This window comes from Thalassoroseus pseudoceratinae (genome assembly GCF_011634775.1).
In the GTDB taxonomy this organism is placed as follows: domain Bacteria; phylum Planctomycetota; class Planctomycetia; order Planctomycetales; family Planctomycetaceae; genus Thalassoroseus; species Thalassoroseus pseudoceratinae.
Genome location: NZ_JAALXT010000004.1, coordinates 106,389 through 123,264 on the forward strand (window position 1 = coordinate 106,389; position 16,876 = coordinate 123,264).

General features: G+C 54.0%; 15 protein-coding genes. 3 read left to right on the plus strand and 12 right to left on the minus strand.

Annotation, left to right across the window (positions count from 1 at the left end; all coding sequences use genetic code 11):
• Nucleotides 1-25: 25 nt before the first annotated feature.
• The 5 genes from G6R38_RS14740 to G6R38_RS14760 all read right to left on the minus strand — a co-directional run bounded on the left by G6R38_RS14740 (nt 26) and on the right by G6R38_RS14760 (nt 4,913).
• On the minus strand, nt 26-718 hold the full coding sequence (locus G6R38_RS14740; protein ID WP_166826977.1) for a class I SAM-dependent methyltransferase: 693 nt from the start codon (nt 716-718) through the stop codon (nt 26-28).
• A gap of 97 nt (nt 719-815) precedes the next feature.
• On the minus strand, nt 816-1,046 hold the full coding sequence (locus tag G6R38_RS14745) for a hypothetical protein (RefSeq protein ID WP_166826980.1): 231 nt from the start codon (nt 1,044-1,046) through the stop codon (nt 816-818).
• 3 nt (nt 1,047-1,049) lie between these two features.
• Nucleotides 1,050-2,057, minus strand: a complete 1,008-nt coding sequence (locus tag G6R38_RS14750; RefSeq protein ID WP_166826983.1) for an FAD binding domain-containing protein — start codon at nt 2,055-2,057, stop codon at nt 1,050-1,052.
• 58 nt (nt 2,058-2,115) lie between these two features.
• Nucleotides 2,116-4,272: a xanthine dehydrogenase family protein molybdopterin-binding subunit gene (locus G6R38_RS14755; protein ID WP_166826987.1), complete on the minus strand. Its 2,157-nt coding sequence runs from the start codon at nt 4,270-4,272 to the stop codon at nt 2,116-2,118.
• Complete coding sequence (locus G6R38_RS14760) at nt 4,272-4,913, minus strand: (2Fe-2S)-binding protein (RefSeq protein ID WP_166826992.1); 642 nt, start codon at nt 4,911-4,913, stop codon at nt 4,272-4,274. The genes G6R38_RS14755 and G6R38_RS14760 overlap by 1 nt, the downstream gene beginning before the upstream one ends.
• Nucleotides 4,914-5,142: 229 nt before the next feature.
• On the opposite strand from G6R38_RS14760, the gene G6R38_RS14765 reads away from it, so the two are divergent.
• Complete coding sequence (locus tag G6R38_RS14765) at nt 5,143-5,949, plus strand: methyltransferase family protein (protein ID WP_166826995.1); 807 nt, start codon at nt 5,143-5,145, stop codon at nt 5,947-5,949.
• A 204-nt stretch (nt 5,950-6,153) separates the two neighbouring features.
• On the opposite strand, the gene G6R38_RS14770 is transcribed toward G6R38_RS14765, so the two are convergent.
• From G6R38_RS14770 to G6R38_RS14780, 3 genes are all read right to left on the minus strand, one after another.
• Complete coding sequence (locus G6R38_RS14770) at nt 6,154-6,411, minus strand: PLDc N-terminal domain-containing protein (RefSeq protein WP_166826998.1); 258 nt, start codon at nt 6,409-6,411, stop codon at nt 6,154-6,156.
• Nucleotides 6,412-6,526: 115 nt separating this feature from the next.
• Entirely contained in the window at nt 6,527-6,898 is a 372-nt protein-coding gene (locus G6R38_RS14775) for a hypothetical protein (protein ID WP_166827001.1), read from the minus strand.
• 110 nt (nt 6,899-7,008) lie between these two features.
• The gene (locus tag G6R38_RS14780; protein ID WP_206028599.1) at nt 7,009-7,971 is read right to left on the minus strand and encodes a DUF1559 domain-containing protein; all 963 of its coding nucleotides are present in this window, start codon (nt 7,969-7,971) and stop codon (nt 7,009-7,011) included.
• A 643-nt stretch (nt 7,972-8,614) separates the two neighbouring features.
• On the opposite strand from G6R38_RS14780, the gene G6R38_RS14785 reads away from it, so the two are divergent.
• Nucleotides 8,615-9,796 (plus strand): NAD(P)-dependent malic enzyme, encoded by a 1,182-nt coding sequence (locus G6R38_RS14785; RefSeq protein WP_166827006.1) that lies wholly within the window; start codon nt 8,615-8,617, stop codon nt 9,794-9,796.
• A gap of 12 nt (nt 9,797-9,808) precedes the next feature.
• On the opposite strand, the gene G6R38_RS14790 is transcribed toward G6R38_RS14785, so the two are convergent.
• The gene (locus G6R38_RS14790) at nt 9,809-10,150 is read right to left on the minus strand and encodes a translation initiation factor (RefSeq protein WP_206028600.1); all 342 of its coding nucleotides are present in this window, start codon (nt 10,148-10,150) and stop codon (nt 9,809-9,811) included.
• Nucleotides 10,151-10,271: 121 nt separating this feature from the next.
• Here G6R38_RS14790 and G6R38_RS14795 point away from each other — a divergent pair, with 121 nt between their 5' ends.
• Nucleotides 10,272-11,615, plus strand: coding sequence for a formylmethanofuran dehydrogenase subunit B (locus G6R38_RS14795; RefSeq protein ID WP_166827009.1), 1,344 nt, complete (start codon nt 10,272-10,274; stop codon nt 11,613-11,615).
• Here the strand turns inward: G6R38_RS14795 and G6R38_RS14800 are convergent.
• From G6R38_RS14800 to hpnH, 3 genes are all read right to left on the minus strand, one after another.
• Nucleotides 11,612-14,020 carry an ATP-binding protein gene (locus G6R38_RS14800; RefSeq protein ID WP_166827012.1) on the minus strand — a complete coding sequence of 803 codons (2,409 nt, stop codon included), beginning with the start codon at nt 14,018-14,020 and terminating at the stop codon, nt 11,612-11,614. The genes G6R38_RS14795 and G6R38_RS14800 overlap by 4 nt on opposite strands.
• 93 nt (nt 14,021-14,113) lie before the next feature.
• Entirely contained in the window at nt 14,114-15,373 is a 1,260-nt protein-coding gene (locus tag G6R38_RS14805) for an ABC transporter substrate-binding protein (RefSeq protein WP_166827015.1), read from the minus strand.
• Between the two features lie 294 nt (nt 15,374-15,667).
• A complete protein-coding gene (gene hpnH, locus G6R38_RS14810) occupies nt 15,668-16,819 on the minus strand; it encodes an adenosyl-hopene transferase HpnH (RefSeq protein WP_166827019.1) in 1,152 nt (383 codons plus the stop codon).
• Nucleotides 16,820-16,876: the final 57 nt, after the last annotated feature.

Below are 16,876 nucleotides of genomic sequence, written 5' to 3' on the forward strand. Positions count from 1 at the left end.
CACTTAGCCGTTTTGTTGCAATCCACTAGAGTTTCGGATCCGCAATTTGCTGACCGGCTTTGCCGAATCCCCAGCGGATCAACGATTTCACGCGTCCGCCGAAACCGCGTCTACGGAAATCGACGAAGGCGGTTCGTCGCACGCTGACTTCAGTGAACCACGCGGCAAGCTCGTCCGTCATCTTCTCCTGCGTGAAAGATTCGTGATGTCCGAACTGATGAAACTGAAAACCGCATTGGGGACACACGCATTCGCGAAGTCGCAGGTCTTCGCGGTAGGGTACCGTTCCGAGGAACCGACCGCCGGGCCGTAGAATTCGGGCAATCTCGGCGACGCCGCGTTGTCGTTGATCGGCGGTGAGATGTTCGAGCACTTCGCTCGCCACGATGAAATCGAAACATTCGTCGGCAAAGGGCATCTGCTCGATGCGACCGGCGACGGCTCGAATGCCTTCATTCGCGACCCGTTGCAGGGCTTCGGCATCGGGATCAAGTGAAACAATTTCCCAGCCGAGACGTTTTGCTTCCCTCTCGAAATAGCCGTTGCCGAGACCGATATTCAACACCGTTGGATGATTCGACTTCGCCAGTCGATCGACTTGGCGGAGCAAATATCGCAATCGAGGCACCGCCGGTTCGAAACTCTCCGGACGCACATTTTGAGCGTGCGACCAAATGCGGCTTTGGTCAAACGCTGAGGTCTCGGGGCTTTCAGCCATACGGTGCGTTCATTCCTATTCATCGACTCGTGATCAACGTAAAACAAGCGATCGGCAGCGGATGTTTTGTCTCCGTTGCCGACCGCTGTGCTATGGATCACGTTTCTTCGTAGCAACTTCGTGTAGCATCGCAGCACTCTTCGAGGTCGCACACGCCGCGATCCGGGCCGAACATGGTTTGCGTATGGGCACACCAGAAGTATCCATCGCCGGCGGCTTCTTCACCCGGCGGCAAACCGTGGTTGATATACATGCCCTTTGAGAGCAAATGCCGACAGCGGGTGCCGGTTTGGATCACGGGCAGTTTGGGGTCGTTTGGTTTCGCCATCGGTTAGACCTCCCTTCGGTTTTCAGGCCGTGCGGATTCGGCAGCCGCCAAAATCGCACGTTTGACCGCCGTGCGAGCAACTCGGACTTTGTAGCGGTTTTCACTCAGTGGAGTCGCCGCAGCAATTGCAGCTTCGCCAGCGGATTCCGCGGTGGCTTCGGTCACGGGTCGTCCGATGATCGCCGCAGCCGCTTCGCGAGATTCCCACGGGGTCGGCGCGACATGCCCCATCACCACGCGAGCATTTCGCACAACTCCATCAACGACATTAAGCATCGCCGATGCCGCTGCTAACGGCCAGTCGAGACCTTCGAGTTCGAGGACTTCATAGCTCGCACTCAATAATCGACTCGCACTGGGCAACCGGATGTGCGTCAACAATTGGCCCGGTTTCAACAACGTGACGCCTTGCCGATCCGTCTTTGGAGTTCGGTAAAACGAATCCAAATCAATCCACTGTTCATGATGTGGCTTCGGTCCGATGACTCGCACCTTCGCGCCCCACGCCATCATCGCTGGTGCGAATCGAGACGCGGAAACAAACTTGGCCGGGCCACGGTTGCCGAGAATCGCATGATAGCGATTGTCACCACCAGCCACGACGGACTTACCGTCTTCAAGCCCAAGCAAGCCGTTTCCGTTGCGGAAGTACCAGCAGTTCGGCATGTGACACAGATCGCCGCCGATCGTGCCCATCTGCCGAATCTGAATCGACCGCACGCCACGGATGACGTCTTGCAACGACTGATATCCCGCGAGAAGCGGTTCGGATTGCATTTCATCGAGCGTGACGAGCGAACCGATTTGCACGCCATCGTCATCGGCCGTGACGGAATGCAAACTGTCGACGTGCTTGATGTCGACGACTCGCTGCGGAGCGACCAGTTCGGCTTTCATCAAGTTCAGCAGATCGGTTCCACCAGCGAGGACGGCGGTGTTGCCATCGTGTTCGCCGAGCAATTCGACGGCTTCCGCTTCGGTTTCGGGCCGAGCATATTCGAAGTTTCTCATGCGGCACCTCCCTTCGGTGATGAGGTGATAAAATCTGAGGTGATCATATGGAGTCTCATCATGCGTTCGCTCCTTCCAACGCATCGAGGACGCGTTTCGGAGTCATTGGTAGCACTGGCACCCGCACACCGATGGCATTCGCGACGGCATTCGAGATGGCGGCTCCCGGCGAAATCACCGGTGGTTCGCCCAAGCCGATCACGCCACGTTCGTAGATGTCGTCGGGCTGATGGATTTCGACGACAAGTTCGCCGATATCACCCAACCGAGGCAGCTTGTAGTTTTCAAAGTCGGCATTGATGAACCGACCGGATTTCGGATCCATGATCCGTTCTTCGGTCAGAGCGTAGGCAATGCCCATGATCATGCCGCCTTCGATCTGGCTGCGGGCGGCCTTCTCATTGATGATCATGCCGCAATCTTGGACGGCGACGAACTTCTCGACTTTGACTTTGCCGGTCTCGGTGTCGACGGAAACTTCCGCCATCTGCACGCCGCCGACTCCGTCGTCCGTCAATTCTTTCACCGGACCTTTGCCAGTAACTTCCAGGCCCATTGGACCGGTCAGCCGAGCGGCATCTTTCCAAGAACAAACGACTTTGTCGCCCGAGACGATCTTGCCATCGACAGCTTCGAGGGTTTCCGGATCGGCATCGTATTTCTTCGCAACCTTGTCGAAGATTTGCCAGAGTGCTTCGAGAGCCGCTTGCCGATTCGGACCGGAGACGCCCCCAATCGTGGTGCTCCCACCGGACGGCCCGGAACGCGGATACTTACTCGAACCGATGTTGACCTTCACCATGTCCAACGGAATGCCGAAGGTTTCCGCAAGAACAATGCCGATTGCCGTCCGAGTTCCCGTGCCGATGTCCTGCGACCCGGCGGTCGATTCGACGGTGCCATCGGGATTGACCTTCACCAAACAACTCGCTGCATGTGGTCTTCCGCCCCATTGGTGAATCGCGACACCCAAACCACGTTTGACGCCGTTCTTCGATTCGCCTTTGCCATGCGGATGCCACTTGTCCTTCCAGTCGATCAACTCCGCTGCTTTGTCCAGTTCAGCCTTGTAGACTTCCGGTCGCGGCGTTTTGTCGAGGTTTTTCAGGATGACATCAAGCGTGTCCATACCGAGCTTGGCGGCGAGGTCGTCGATGGCAGTGCAGGTCATCGCACAGAGTTGCGGATGGTTCGGTGCTCGCCAAGCCCGCGTGGGACCGCTGTTCGTCTTCAGTCCCACCGCCTTGCGGTTCCGGTTGTCGAAATCAAACACATAGGGCATCTGGTTAACATCGACGGTACCGCCACGCATCCCATTGGTGCCCCAATGCTCGCTGTCCCAAGCGACGATTTTCCCGTCGGCATCGGCGGCAATTTTCACTTTGCCGAAGCAGCTTGGACGAGTCCCGGCGATCTTGAGTTCCGTGGCACGATCGAGCATCAACCGCACGGGGCGGTCGGCCTCTTTCGCCATCTTCGCACAAGCGACACCCCACTCGTCGGCTTGGAACTTGGAACCGAAACCACCACCGATGTAATCGCAGATGATTTCCACACTCGATGCATCAATCCCCAACGGACCGGCGAATTGGCCCGCTGTTCCGGAGACGTTCTGCGTCGAAAGATGCACTTTCAAGCCGTTGCCGTTTTGGTCCCACTCACAGTGCGAACCATGCGGTTCCATGCAACTGTGCGTGATGGTGCTCACGCCGTAGTAACCCTCGTGAACGGCTTTCGCATCCTTGAAGGCGACTTCGACATCTCCTTTGGTCGACTCTCGCGGTTTGTTGGTGCGTTCGAGTTCCTCGGCTTGTTCGAGGTTGTCTTCGTCCACAAAATGATCGAGAACTTCATATTCGACTTTGATCGCTCGAAGGGCGTCGTCGGCCAATTCCGGACGTTCCGCAGCAACCGCTGCCACGAGTGATCCGTCCCAGAGAAGTTCGTCGCCTTCACTAACGAATTCATGAACGGCATGCACGCCGGGACTTTTCTTCGCCGGGGCGGTGTCGAGTTTCACGATCTTCGCATGACCGTGCTTGCAGGTCAGCACCTTGGCGAACAGCGTGCCCTTGGTGTTGATGTCGGCGGAGTATTTTGCCGTCCCGCTGGCTTTCGGTTGGCCATCGATGCGGGCGACTTCAGTGCCAATGATCTGGTTTTTATCGCGTTGTTTCCAACTGACTTTGCGGTTCTTGTCCGGTGCGTCAGGCATTAGGCACCTCCTGTCAGTTCGAGAGCACACTTCATGATACCGTCATAGGTTCCGCAACGGCAGATGTTCCCACCAAGACCTTCGCGAATTTCCTCGTCGCTGGCTTTCGGGTTCTTGTCGACAAAGGCACGCATCGCCATCACAAACCCCGGCGTGCAGAAACCGCATTGTTGGGCATCGTGCTTGACGAAACTCGCGACGACCGGATCAATGTTGCCATCCGCGACAAGTGATTCGACCGTGCGAATCTTTTGGCCTTCGCATTCAATCGCCAATCGACTACCAGCGAGGACGGCTTTGCCATCGATGATGACCGTATCCGCACCGGCGGCATCGCGTTCGTCGACGTCTTTACAACCGGTGAGACTCAGATCGTTCCGCAGGGCATCGAGCAGCGTCACCCGTGGTTCGATTTCGAGCGTGTGATCTTCACCGTTGACGTTTAACGTCACTTTCTGCGGCTCGGCAGAACGGACGTTCGATTTCACGTCCTGAGCAGTGACGGTTTCGGTCGCCGTAACCAAGGCGGTCGCAGCAGCGGCCGCACCGGACCCTTTCAGAAAGTCACGGCGATTGAAACCGCTAGTGGTTGGGGAACCTTCCGGTGGTCCGGAGCGTGTACGTTCTTCACGATCTCGCATCGACTCTGTCCTCCCTCAAAGGTAGCGAACGAGAGTCCCACAGCGCTTCCGAAGCGACGCAGGCCTCTCGGAAACCGTATCCACGCCGGATCCTACCCGCGACTACAGACGACAGCAATCAACTAGGCCATATTTGCCCACCGAATCCGTCTTCCCTCACTTGCCGAAGTCGATTAGGCTCCGCGTCTGTGCGGACTCTCCTCACCGAAATGTCTTCGGAGTTGATGACATGAATGTCGCCAGCAACCCAGTTGTCACACCAATCGAGGGACCGAGTCTCGCGGACGCAGCCCAACCGTCGCGACTGCTTCAGATTTGGTATCGCACACCGGATTGGTTGTTTCGTGTGCTGGGTGGTCTATTCTGCTTGGGATGCGTGGCGTACCGATTGCCCGCGTACTTTCGAGACTTCTGGGGAATGGGGCCGTACTACGTCTTCGCTGACGGCAGCCGTTTGCAGTTACCTTGGACTCGCGTGTTGATCGATAGCACGATGTTGCTGCTCGGTTTCTCGTACTGCTTTCGATTGCCGGCCAAGTCGCAAGTCAGTCGATTTCGCGATGTGGCGATCGCATTGCTCGGTGGTTTCTGGCCGATGCTACCATTCGCGTTCGGAGCGGCGTTGATGGCTCTGAATCCCTCCTGGGCATACCAGTTCCAAGCGGCACTCTGGCCAAGCGTGGTTACGTTGGAATCGGTCGTGCTTGGTGCGAGTCTCATCATCATTGGCAACGCGATTGATGTTAGCAGTTATTGGTATCTGTTCCGGTCGTTCAGCATTGTTCCGGAAGCCCGCGAACTGATCACCAAAGGACCATACCGGTTGGTCCGACACCCGGTCTATCTGGGTCAGTTGATTGCTCAAGCCGGTGTGTGGTTAGTCTTTGCCCGACTCAGCCCGTTGACACTCAGCTTTTTCTTGGTCTTCATTGGTATTCAACTTTATCGAGCAAAGCTCGAAGACCAAGTTCTGCACAATGCCTTTGGCGACGACTATCAGAGCTGGAAGACTCGCACGTTCTGGTTCACAAAATAAAAAAGCCCACTGGTTCCTTCCAGCGGGCTCACCGTTCTCCGGCGATTGAAAATTGCATCCATGCAAAGTGCATCATGGTCGCGTTTGAACCATGTTGGATTCAATTTCCACAGTTCGATTTTTTTAGTGGCTAGAGAACCTGCATGAGAAACCTATAGTTCCCGCGTGAGAATTGCGAAGTCAAAGAGTCGGGCGAGTTGTGCTCTAGGTCGGCGATGCGGAAGAAGTCGAACCAGATCGGCCGACCGCAAGATAGATGATCGCCCCGATGATTTGCGTCGCCACAATGACGATGACCCAGACAATTCGTGAGGTATCGTCCAAACGCGGGTTCTTGATTGCATCCACGAGTGCCCAAATCCAAATGGCAATCGATGCAATAATCAGAGCCACCCATACTAGAAACAACCCGCCAGCAACGACGACGCCTTCACCCTCTGCCAAAAGTAGTAGATGGTCCATTTCTCAAGCCTCATCAAGAGTTTAGTTGATTGGCTCGACAGTAATGCAACCCTCATGCCAATTTTCTGACGAACGGCTGCGTTGATCGTTTTTGGACCACAGAGCACCCGAAGTTCTAGCTTGGCAGTTCCTGCAATAATGCGTTGAACTTGTCGAAGTATTGCTGAATCTTGTCGGACGATGCCCCGGATTGATAGGCGGCTTCCAACTCTTTCGCGGTGTCAGCGATGGCTTGGTAAGTCTCGGCAGTTTCCCCAGAGGCGTTTTCCGCATAGGCATCGAGCGATTCTCTCATCACAGCGAGTTCCTGAGCCGCCGTTCGCGGTGAACGCTGTGCGGACTCCATAAAAGCGTTAATCTGTTGCCGAACTTGTTTGGCCTGTTCATCGGCGGCAGGCGGCGGAGCAGATTCACCGCAACCAACCGCAAGCAAACACAACATGCCTAGCAAGCAACTCCAGTTGAGAGTCAATCGATAGTTCTTCATCTGTGAAAATTCCTCATGTATGAACGCGAAAACGAAAAGACCTCAAGACAAACCGAAGTCCGTCTTGAGGCAAGCAACTTTAAAAGCATTGACGGGCAGGGGACTAGATTCTAGTCGAGGCTAACCACGGTCCCGTCTTGGATGCCAAGAATGCCGAGGTAGGTGTTCTCATCGATAGATTCAGAGAAGAACCGAACGCCACCGTCAGCCATACAGGCTTGAACGCCACCACTGTGATAGCTTCGCGCAGCGACACCACTATTAGCCGCGGCATCGGGGTTACTACGACGATTGAAATTTCCGTCGCTAGTGTTGTTCCAAGAGTAGTGAGAGGCATCTACCGCTTTCCGTGTATTTGGTGTCAACACGGGATCGGATGTCCCACCGGGATACGCACGACCACTGAACGTTGCACCCGTCGACCATCCCCATGCACCGCGATCATCACCCGTACTGTTGACAGCGACAATCTCACTCAACAACACAGTGTTCGATGTTCCATCACCGATGTCGGCAAATCGGGCACCATACTGACCGACGACACTAAAACAGCCCCGTTGATTGTCGTTGAAGTCATCCCGTTCCAGCATGCTACCGGCTCCCACGCATGCGGCGTAGTTACCTTTGGCAAAGCCGTTGTCGTCCTGCGTCAACAACGATGTGACCTCGGGGTGGCTCGGGCATTTCATCGCTTCGAGATCGGCCCGTAATGGAGCGTTGGCGTTGTCATTGTTGTTTCGGGCGGTCGTGGAAAAGTCGTACGTATCGTGCAAGTTGCCTTGTTCGATGAACGGAAGAATCATCACAACCCATGTCGCTCCCCAGTTGGCGTCACGACCACTTTCCGGAGCCGCTCCGGTTCCCATATAGATCGCACCAGGAGCGAAAGAGCGGTGCGTGTCCGCATAGTTGTGAAGCGCGATTCCGAGCTGCTTCAGATTGTTTTTGCATTGCGTGCGTCGCGCGGCTTCGCGAGCCTGCTGAACAGCCGGCAGCAGCAATGCGATTAAAATGGCAATAATCGCGATTACCACCAAGAGCTCAATTAGGGTGAAACCCTTTCGTGGTTGCATCAAACGTTTCGGCATCGAACAGCTTTCATAAAAAATGGCATTGGATAAGGACGCAACCGGATTTCAAGTCGTCGTGGTCCTGGTGTGGGCTCCCCAATTGACACTTGAACTTGGCCATCACACTTTCAGCGTGAAACAGCTCGGTTTTGCGTCGCATATGGGAGGAACGAAATTTGAGTCAAAACTTCAACAAGAAAAATAGAAAATCGTGTCAAAACGGTATCAATACCGTGGTTCACTAATCGCAAACTCACTGTCTTCACCGCATTCGAACACCCGCTATCGCCGTCCGGAATCTCTCCTTCACGAAGGAAAACGGATCGGCAGTGTCGAAACTGGTATCAAAGGTTAGTTCGCAAGTGACGAATGTCCCTTACGAATGTTGATGTCGAGGAGTTTATTCCGAGGAAAAGGCATCCACATCCCTGTTCGCAACCAGAATCCTCTTCGCTCCGTCTTCCGAAAGGAAAGTCTTGCAAGGTGGGATCTCAAAATTGGTTGGGTTTTGTATCGTAACGGTACTCACCGATATTCTTCAAGCAACCGACCTCATTTTTCCAGACTGGCGACACCGCGTTTGAACTGGTTTAATTCGATGCAGAGCTTACTCTCGACACCCCCTGGATAAAGATGGGCAGCAGCGATGACCGATTTCTTTGAACGCAGCTTGATCGTTCACGAACAGCTCCGGGGCAAACTTCGTGTGATGGGCACGATGCCGGTCGAGAGTCGTGACGACTTGTCGTTGGCGTACACGCCGGGTGTCGCTCGTCCTTGCGAGGCCATTGCCGAAAATCCGAATCGTGCCCGAGACCTGACGATCAAGCACAACTCCGTCGCCGTGGTCAGCGATGGGTCCGCTGTGCTGGGTTTGGGGAACATCGGGCCACACGCCGCCATCCCGGTGATGGAAGGCAAAGCGTTGTTATTCCGAGAATTCGCCGGAGTCGACGCGTGGCCGATCTGTCTCGATACTCAAGATGCAGATGAAATCATCACCACGGTCCGGCGAATCGCACCGGTTTTCGGCGGTATCAATCTGGAAGACATCTCGGCCCCTCGCTGTTTCTACATCGAAGATGCGCTTCAAGACCTGGGAATCCCCGTGTTTCACGACGATCAGCATGGAACGGCGATCGTGCTATTGGCGGCCTTGATCAACGCCGCTCGGGTACTGGATCGGGATTTCACGAAACTGCGGGTCGTCGTCAACGGAGCCGGTGCCGCCGGAACCGCGATTGCTCGACTGCTGCGATGTGCCGGGCAAGCGGAAGACGTTTGCGTGGGCGTGGAAGATGTGGTCGTTTGCGATTCCAAAGGTGCGATTCACCGAGACCGGACCGACTTGGCCGAATACAAACGTGGATTGCTGCCGTATACGAATCGATCCAATCGACAAGGCAGTTTGCATGACGTACTCGAAAACGCGGACGTGTTCATCGGTGTGAGCAAAGGCGGACTGCTGCAAAGTGAAGACATCACCCGCATGGCGAAAAACCCGATCGTGCTGGCGATGGCCAATCCGATTCCCGAAATCATGCCAGACGAAGCCCACCGTGGCGGCGCGGCCGTCGTCGGCACGGGACGTAGCGATTTCCCCAACCAAATCAATAACGTATTGGTTTTTCCGGGAATCTTTCGGGGAGCATTGGACGCCGGTGCCGCGGTGATCTCCGATGAAATGAAAACCGCCGCCGCAAATGCCCTGGCCGCAGCAACGCTGAATCCAACTCCCGAACGTGTGCTGCCCGATCCACTCGATAAAAGCGTCGCGCCGCAAATCGCCGCTGCGGTCGCGCGGGCCGCTCGTGCAGAATTCGGGTGAGCACCAGACAACTTACCCCTTCACGCGATAGCCGATCTTCTGTAACTCCGCCCGCACTCTATCGAGGTGCCGCCCCTGGATTTCCAAGACGGCGTCTTTCAAGGTTCCCCCAGCTCCACAAACGGATTTCAATCGAGTGAGCAGGGCGGGGAGATCGTTGCCTTCCTCAGGCATGCCGGTCACAACCGTGACAACTTTCCCCTTTTTGCGTTTCTCGATCGCCAGCCGAGCGGTTTGCTTCTCGGGCGGAATGACCAACGGTGGCGGCGGCGGACACGTGCACTCCTCTTCCAATTCACCACATTCCTCGCAACGCGGTGGTCGATCCAACGGAGTGCCTTCGAACAGTCGCATGATTTTCCAATCGGTAAACGAACAACCTATTTCCGGAAGGAGATAGTGTTTGGTAGAATGATGCACCATCAATCGACGTTACACACACCGACATCCGGACTTGCCACGAAAATAGATTTCCATGAGCACAGCCGCAAGCGAGACCGCCACGAAACCGGAACTCAAAATCGTCGAGGATGCTACCTGCACGTTTTGCGGATGCGTTTGCGATGACATGGTGTTGACTGTCGAAGACGACAAGATCACCAAGGCCAAGAACGCCTGCGTTCTGGGAAAAGCGTGGTTCTTCAATCATCACATCGAAGACCGCCCTGAAGCAACCATCGACGGACGCCCCGCCAGCTACGAAGAAGCTTTCGATCGGGCCGCCGAAGTTCTGCTCAACGCGAATTACCCTGTCACCTATGGTCTTTCCGACACCACTTGCGAAGCTCAACGCGTCGCCGTCGCAATTTCCGACTGGATTGGGAGCTGTGTGGACACGACGACTTCCGTTTGTCATGGACCATCCGGAATGGCGTTCCAGGGGGTCGGCGAAGTGACGTGTTCGCTCGGCGAGATCAAACACCGGGCTGACTTTTTGATCTTCTGGGGCGGGAATCCGGCAGAAAGTCATCCCCGGCACTTCACCCGCTACAGTTTGATGCCCAAAGGGGAATTCGTCCCGAACGGCCGTAAAGATCGAACGGCTGTGCTAATCGACGTTCGCAAGACGAAAAGCGCGAAAGCCGCCGACATCTTCTTGCAGATCAAACCGCGTTCCGACTTTGAACTTGCATGGGCGATGCGTGGAATTGCCAAAGGTGTGCCGATCGACCCGTCCGTCGAAAAGAAGACCGGTGTATCGCTTGAGCAACTCACGGACGTGGTCGAGCAGATGAAGGAAGCCAACTTCGGCGCGATTTTGTTCGGTATGGGCGTGACCATGACGCGGGGCAAACACATCAACAGCGAAGCGGTACTGGCACTCGCTCGGGACATGAATCAATACGGTCACCGCTGGGTCGCCAAACCGATGCGTGGACACGGCAACGTCACCGGCGCCGACAATGTCGTGTCGTGGTCGACCGGATATCCCTTTGGTGTCAATCTTGGTCGTGGTTTCCCGCGGTTTAATCCTGGCGAGTTCACCACTAGTGATCTTCTCGCAAGAGGCGAAGCCGACGCGGCTCTCATCATCGCATCCGACCCCATGTCAAACTTTAGCCAGCCAGCCCGCAATCACTTGGCCAGCATTCCGAGCGTTGTGCTTGACCCGAAACTCAGTGAGACCGCGAAAGTCGCCACCGTTGCGTTTACAACCGCCACCTACGGCATCAACACGCCTGGCACCGTTTATCGCATGGACGACATTCCCATCCCGCTACGTCCAGCGTTTAAGTCGCCTTACAAAAGCGATTACGAAGTCTTGAAGGCCATCGAAACTCGAATCCGGGCGAAACAGTTAGAACATCGATCAACCTAGTTATTCGAAACTGCATTGGGCATGCCTAGTGTGGCATCAAAGACCGCCTGAACGAGCGTCTTGCGACTCACTGGTTTTGTCAGGTACTGGTCACACCCTGCGTCTAGACAGAGTTCTTTATCGCCGACCATTGCATGAGCCGTCAGTGCGATAATCCAGCCAGGATATCCTTCTTCACGAACGGCACGTGTTGCATCATATCCGCTTAGGATCGGCATCTGCATGTCCATCAAGACACAGCCATACGAGTTCGACTGATTCCAAGCCTTGAGGATGGCCTCTTTAGCTGCCAAACCATTCTCAACAACCTCGACAATTGCACCGGCTTTCTTAAGAATAAATGTCAGTAGCCTTTGGTTGTCTAGGCCATCCTCAGCCAATAGAACTCTCACGCCATCAATTCGAATATCTGCCCCCGCAGGCTTGGTTGAATCAGCATGCTGTTCTTGAATTGGATTGGGTTTGGTATCGTCAACAATCTGTGGTTTAATGGTTAGTCGAAATTGAGTTCCTTCGCCGAGTTCCGTGCGAACAACTTGCAGTCCGCCTCCCAACAGTTCTGCAAAGTGTTTGCTGAGTGTCAGCCCAAGTCCCGTTCCACCGTAACGTCGCGTAGTCGAAGTGTCGGCCTGCGAAAACGGCTGAAACAAGCGTTTCACCTGATCGGCACTCATTCCGATTCCAGTATCAATAACATCAAAACTCAATGTTGGTTCATTGTTGTCATCCTGATAAGTCGTGATGAGTTCGACCTGACCGGACTCTGTAAACTTAATGGCATTGCCGACTAGGTTGATCAAGATCTGCCGCAACCGAGTCGGATCTGTGCGAATCATCGCGGGGATTTGACCATTAAACCTTGAGTGAACTTCAACTCGATCTTCCTTGTCCCTCACATCAACCAGTGACAAAGTCTCCGCAACAATACTCGACGGGTTACAATCAACAAGTTCAACACTCATTTTCCCTGATTCGATCTTTGATAGATCAAGGATATCATTGATGACTGACAGTAAATGCTGACCATTGCGTCGGATTGTTTCAATCTCGGAGGAATCGTCATCATCGGCGATGCGTTCGGAAATCGTCTCCGTAAAACCGAGAATTGCAGTCATCGGTGTTCTGATTTCGTGACTCATATTCGCCAAGAAATCGCTCTTGGCTGTAGTGGCCGCCGTCGCCTCCGATGCCATTAGCTCCGCGCGGGCTTTTTCCTCTGACAACCTTGCATTAAGCATGTCCAACTCGATTTTTGAAGCCTCAGCGGCTTTCAATAACTGACGCGTTTCAGACGCCTGGTTTTTGAAGGCTTCGGCGGCGTTTGCGAGACGACCGAGCTCATCGTTTCGACCGGTTCCTGGCACACTTTGAACCGATTCACCAGTCGTCAGCTTGTCGAACGTTGTGGCAATCGCATTGAGTGGCGGCGCGATGCTTCGACCAATCACCCAAGCCGCAATAATTCCGAGAATGATCGTGAGCGCGGAGAAGAAGTTGCTCCACAATTGATAGCTTTCGGTGTTTCGGATCAGCTCTTGGTGAATGACATTCAGACGACTCGCCTGACGCTCGCGAATCTCCGATGCGAGTCGTCGAAACTCAGAGAGTTCACCGGCCAGCACCACGTTCACGAGGTGAAGATAACCACGTGTCGACTGAACCATTTGAATCGTTGTCGAATCATAGCTTGTGACAATTTGCTTCAACTGCGTTAGTTGCTGATTCGCGGCATCAGGATTCTTCGATTGAAATTCGTCGATCAACTTGATGGCATCGTCAAGTTGCCTCTGTGCATTCCGAAAATGGCTAGAGTCAGGGGCAATAATAAATCGTAAGTTTTCAATCTCTGCAGTCCGAAACGCCGCCTCGATTTTTGCAAGCTGTTCAGAAGCCGGATACGACGAATCGAAACGAGTTGTAGAGATCTTTTTGATTGTCTCAGCGAAGCGAGCCTCGTACGAGCGGAGTTCCTCATTTACGATTTTTCGACGCTTGGCCCGATCTGAAATCACAGCATCGAAAATTTCCTGATGGGATGCTAGATGGGCATGCATCCGATCCAGTGATTCCGCATCACTCTCGCCATCAAGCAAGCTGGCTTGTTTCAGGAGGTGGCCGAGCTCATCTTGAATTTGCCGAACGCGAACTTCCGGGCCACCGTAGCCCGTAAAAGCGAATAAAAGAACATTCCGCTGCAATGCACTCACATGGCGATCGATCTGATCGAACTGATCGACATCATGACGAAGTAGATAAGATGTCTCTAACGCGAGTTTTGCGGAGGTCAAACCTTGATGACAAAGGACTGCAATCGATATATGCAATAACAGAACGACCGAAAACCCAATTGAGATTTTGGCCTTCACGCTGAAATAGCAATGATTGAATGGAGCCCATCGAGCCATTAGGACCGCCTTTTATCGACTGCACGCAGTCGGACCACCCCCATGACAAACGGAATATTGTCGGGAGAAATCCTTATCACCATCCGGTTATTGTCATCCAGTTAGCAATTCGTACCAACGAACAAGACTGTATTCGTAAGAATCCATGACAGTATTCCAGACGGCGACATTACCAAAACGCTCTTGGTACGAACCGCCACTGCGAACACTTCCTGTTTTGACGGCCACATTGCCGTCCGCTCCCGGCAGATTCGTTCTTGCGGGTTTGCCTTCGTACCAGAACTCCCATTCCGACGGTGACATGTAACCGCGTGAGCGTTCCGGGACGGAGATGTAATAACCCTGTCGAGCCATGTACGCGCCCGCCCATCCGTCGAGCCACCAATTCATATAGGCATAAGCAGAATCCAGTGCCGGCCCCTCAGTTTCTGATGACAAGCACAGAACGCCATGCCAACCCCGATATCCTTCTTTCGGAGCCGCATAATTCACAGGAATCCCGAGCCCGTTCAATGTGGAAACCGCGGGCGAGAACATACTCTCAATGGTCACTCGGCCACTTTTCATGAACGCAACCGATTGTGGAACACTGCTCCAGAGACCGTTGAAATGCCCTCGATATTTGAATTCCAAGAGAATCTGGAATAGGTCGTCAATTTCCTGACGTGAAAGATTGCCGATATCGTTGAATTTCACGAGTCCTTTGGCTTGGGCAGCGAGGGCGGCATCGAAAATCCCGATTGCCGGTTCGTTGACAAGACCGACTTTCCCTTGATGCTTCTCATCGAGTAGCCACCCCCAAGACTCCGATTCGTAGGGCACCCCCGGTGGGATTACGCGGGTGTTGTAACCGAACGAATCGACGTTGTGGACATACGGAACAAAACTTATTTGTTTCGTCGGATTTGCACCGAGTGTTCCATCTTTCTGCACGTAGAGAATTTTGTGCGGAGCGTCGCCGGCACCGATCTTCATTCCCGAAAAGAGTTGCCCGGTTTTTGCCAGCGAGTTGATCTCATCCCATCGGTGGATTCGGTCGACATCAATGGGCTGAATGGCATCGGCTTGCCATAGAACATTGATACTATTCGACCACTGCTCATAGACATCGAAACTCTCCGGCCGCGTCGATGCTTTCTGAAGAACTCTCGCGCTCCCTCGCGGCTCAAACTGGATTGAGATCCCGAGTTCTTTCTCCGCGCGTCGGCGAATGTCATCCTGAAGTGTGACCCCGGTCCCTAGCACACGAAGAGGTCTCTTGGATGCCTCTTGGGAGATCGCCTGCGGTGCGACATAGAGAGCGGAAGAGATGGCGGACAGGTTTGCAAGAAACTGACGTCTGGAAACGTTCATGAAGCCGCGCCGCCGTTATCTGTGGCACAATGCAAACACAGTTCATTCACCGACTAGCAGTGAGCGTACAATTTGTATCGGTGATCGTTCGGCCAACCGTTGAGAAAGAGCCGCAATTACGAGTGAAACTGCAAAGCAGACTCTGGGTCGCATGACGTTATTAAGATGGGTTATCTCTAGTGATTAGATCGATTTTCCACCCTGTGACTAGAATGACACATCGAATAGCAAGATTGGTCAATGAGTTACACATCCGTGGAAATTGCGTGAAGACAATTTTCCCTCAGTATCCCATCAATCACTCGACACCGTTTCGGTTTCCCGTGCAGAATGCGGCTGCGGTGGCTGAAAGGTTGTGTCCAGCGTGACCAGTTCAGGAGAGTTGCTTTCCCCTGCGACGACTGGTTGGGGCGGCGGTGGGTTCTTCTCGGGCTTGGCACCAAATACGGTCAACTTAGCTGTTGTGAAGAAGCCCTTGAGCGAATTGAACGTCTCCGTGACGGCGGTCGGTTCATACCCGCAGTGAACCATGCAGTCGGTACAACTTGGGTTACCGCTAGACTTGCCGTAACTGTCCCAATCGGTCGTATCCAAGAGTTCTTGGTAGCTGCTGGCATAGCCTTCTTGAAGCAGATAACACGGTTTTTGCCAACCGAAGAGGTTGTACGCCGGCATGCCCCAAGGCGTGCATTCCAAGTCGTATCGGCCTTTGAGAAATTCCAAGAACAACGGCGAGAGATTGAACTTCCACCGGCGATCGATCTTTGTGAACACTCGTCGGAACAGGCCGACCGTTTCGGCTTGGTGCAGGAAGTGTTCTTGATCGGGAGCTTTGTCGTACGGATAACCAGGGGAGAGCATCATGCCTTCGACACCCAGTTCGGTGAGGATATCGAAGGTCTCTCGCACTTTCTCTGGTTCAGCCGTGTTGAAGAGCGTGGTGTTGGTCGTGACTCGGAAGCCCTGATCCAAGGCCGTTTTGATCGCGGCAATTGCGACATCATAGACGCCGTCTCGACAGACGGCGGCATCATGTTCTTCCTTCGGTCCGTCGAGATGCACCGAGAAGGAAAGGTACTTGGTTGGTTTGAACCGATGCAAATGCTTTTCCAACAGGATCGCATTGGTACATAGGTAGATATACTTTTTGCGGGCGACCAGACCTTCCACGATCTTGTCGATATCTGGATGCAACAACGGTTCGCCACCGGGAATGGAGACGATCGGTGCGCCACATTCGTCGACCGCGTTCAAGCATTCTTCAACGCTGAGATGTTTGCGAAGAATGTCCACCGGATGTTGGATCTTCCCGCATCCCGCGCAGGCCAAATTGCATCGGAACAATGGTTCTAACATCAAAACGATCGGGTACCGTTTGACGCGTCGAAACTTCTTGCCGAGCACGTATTTCGCCACGGTCCACATCTGCGAGACGGGAACGCCCATGGGTTTCTCCAGGTCAGTCAATCATTGAGTGATCTGCGGATTATGCAACCTTCACTT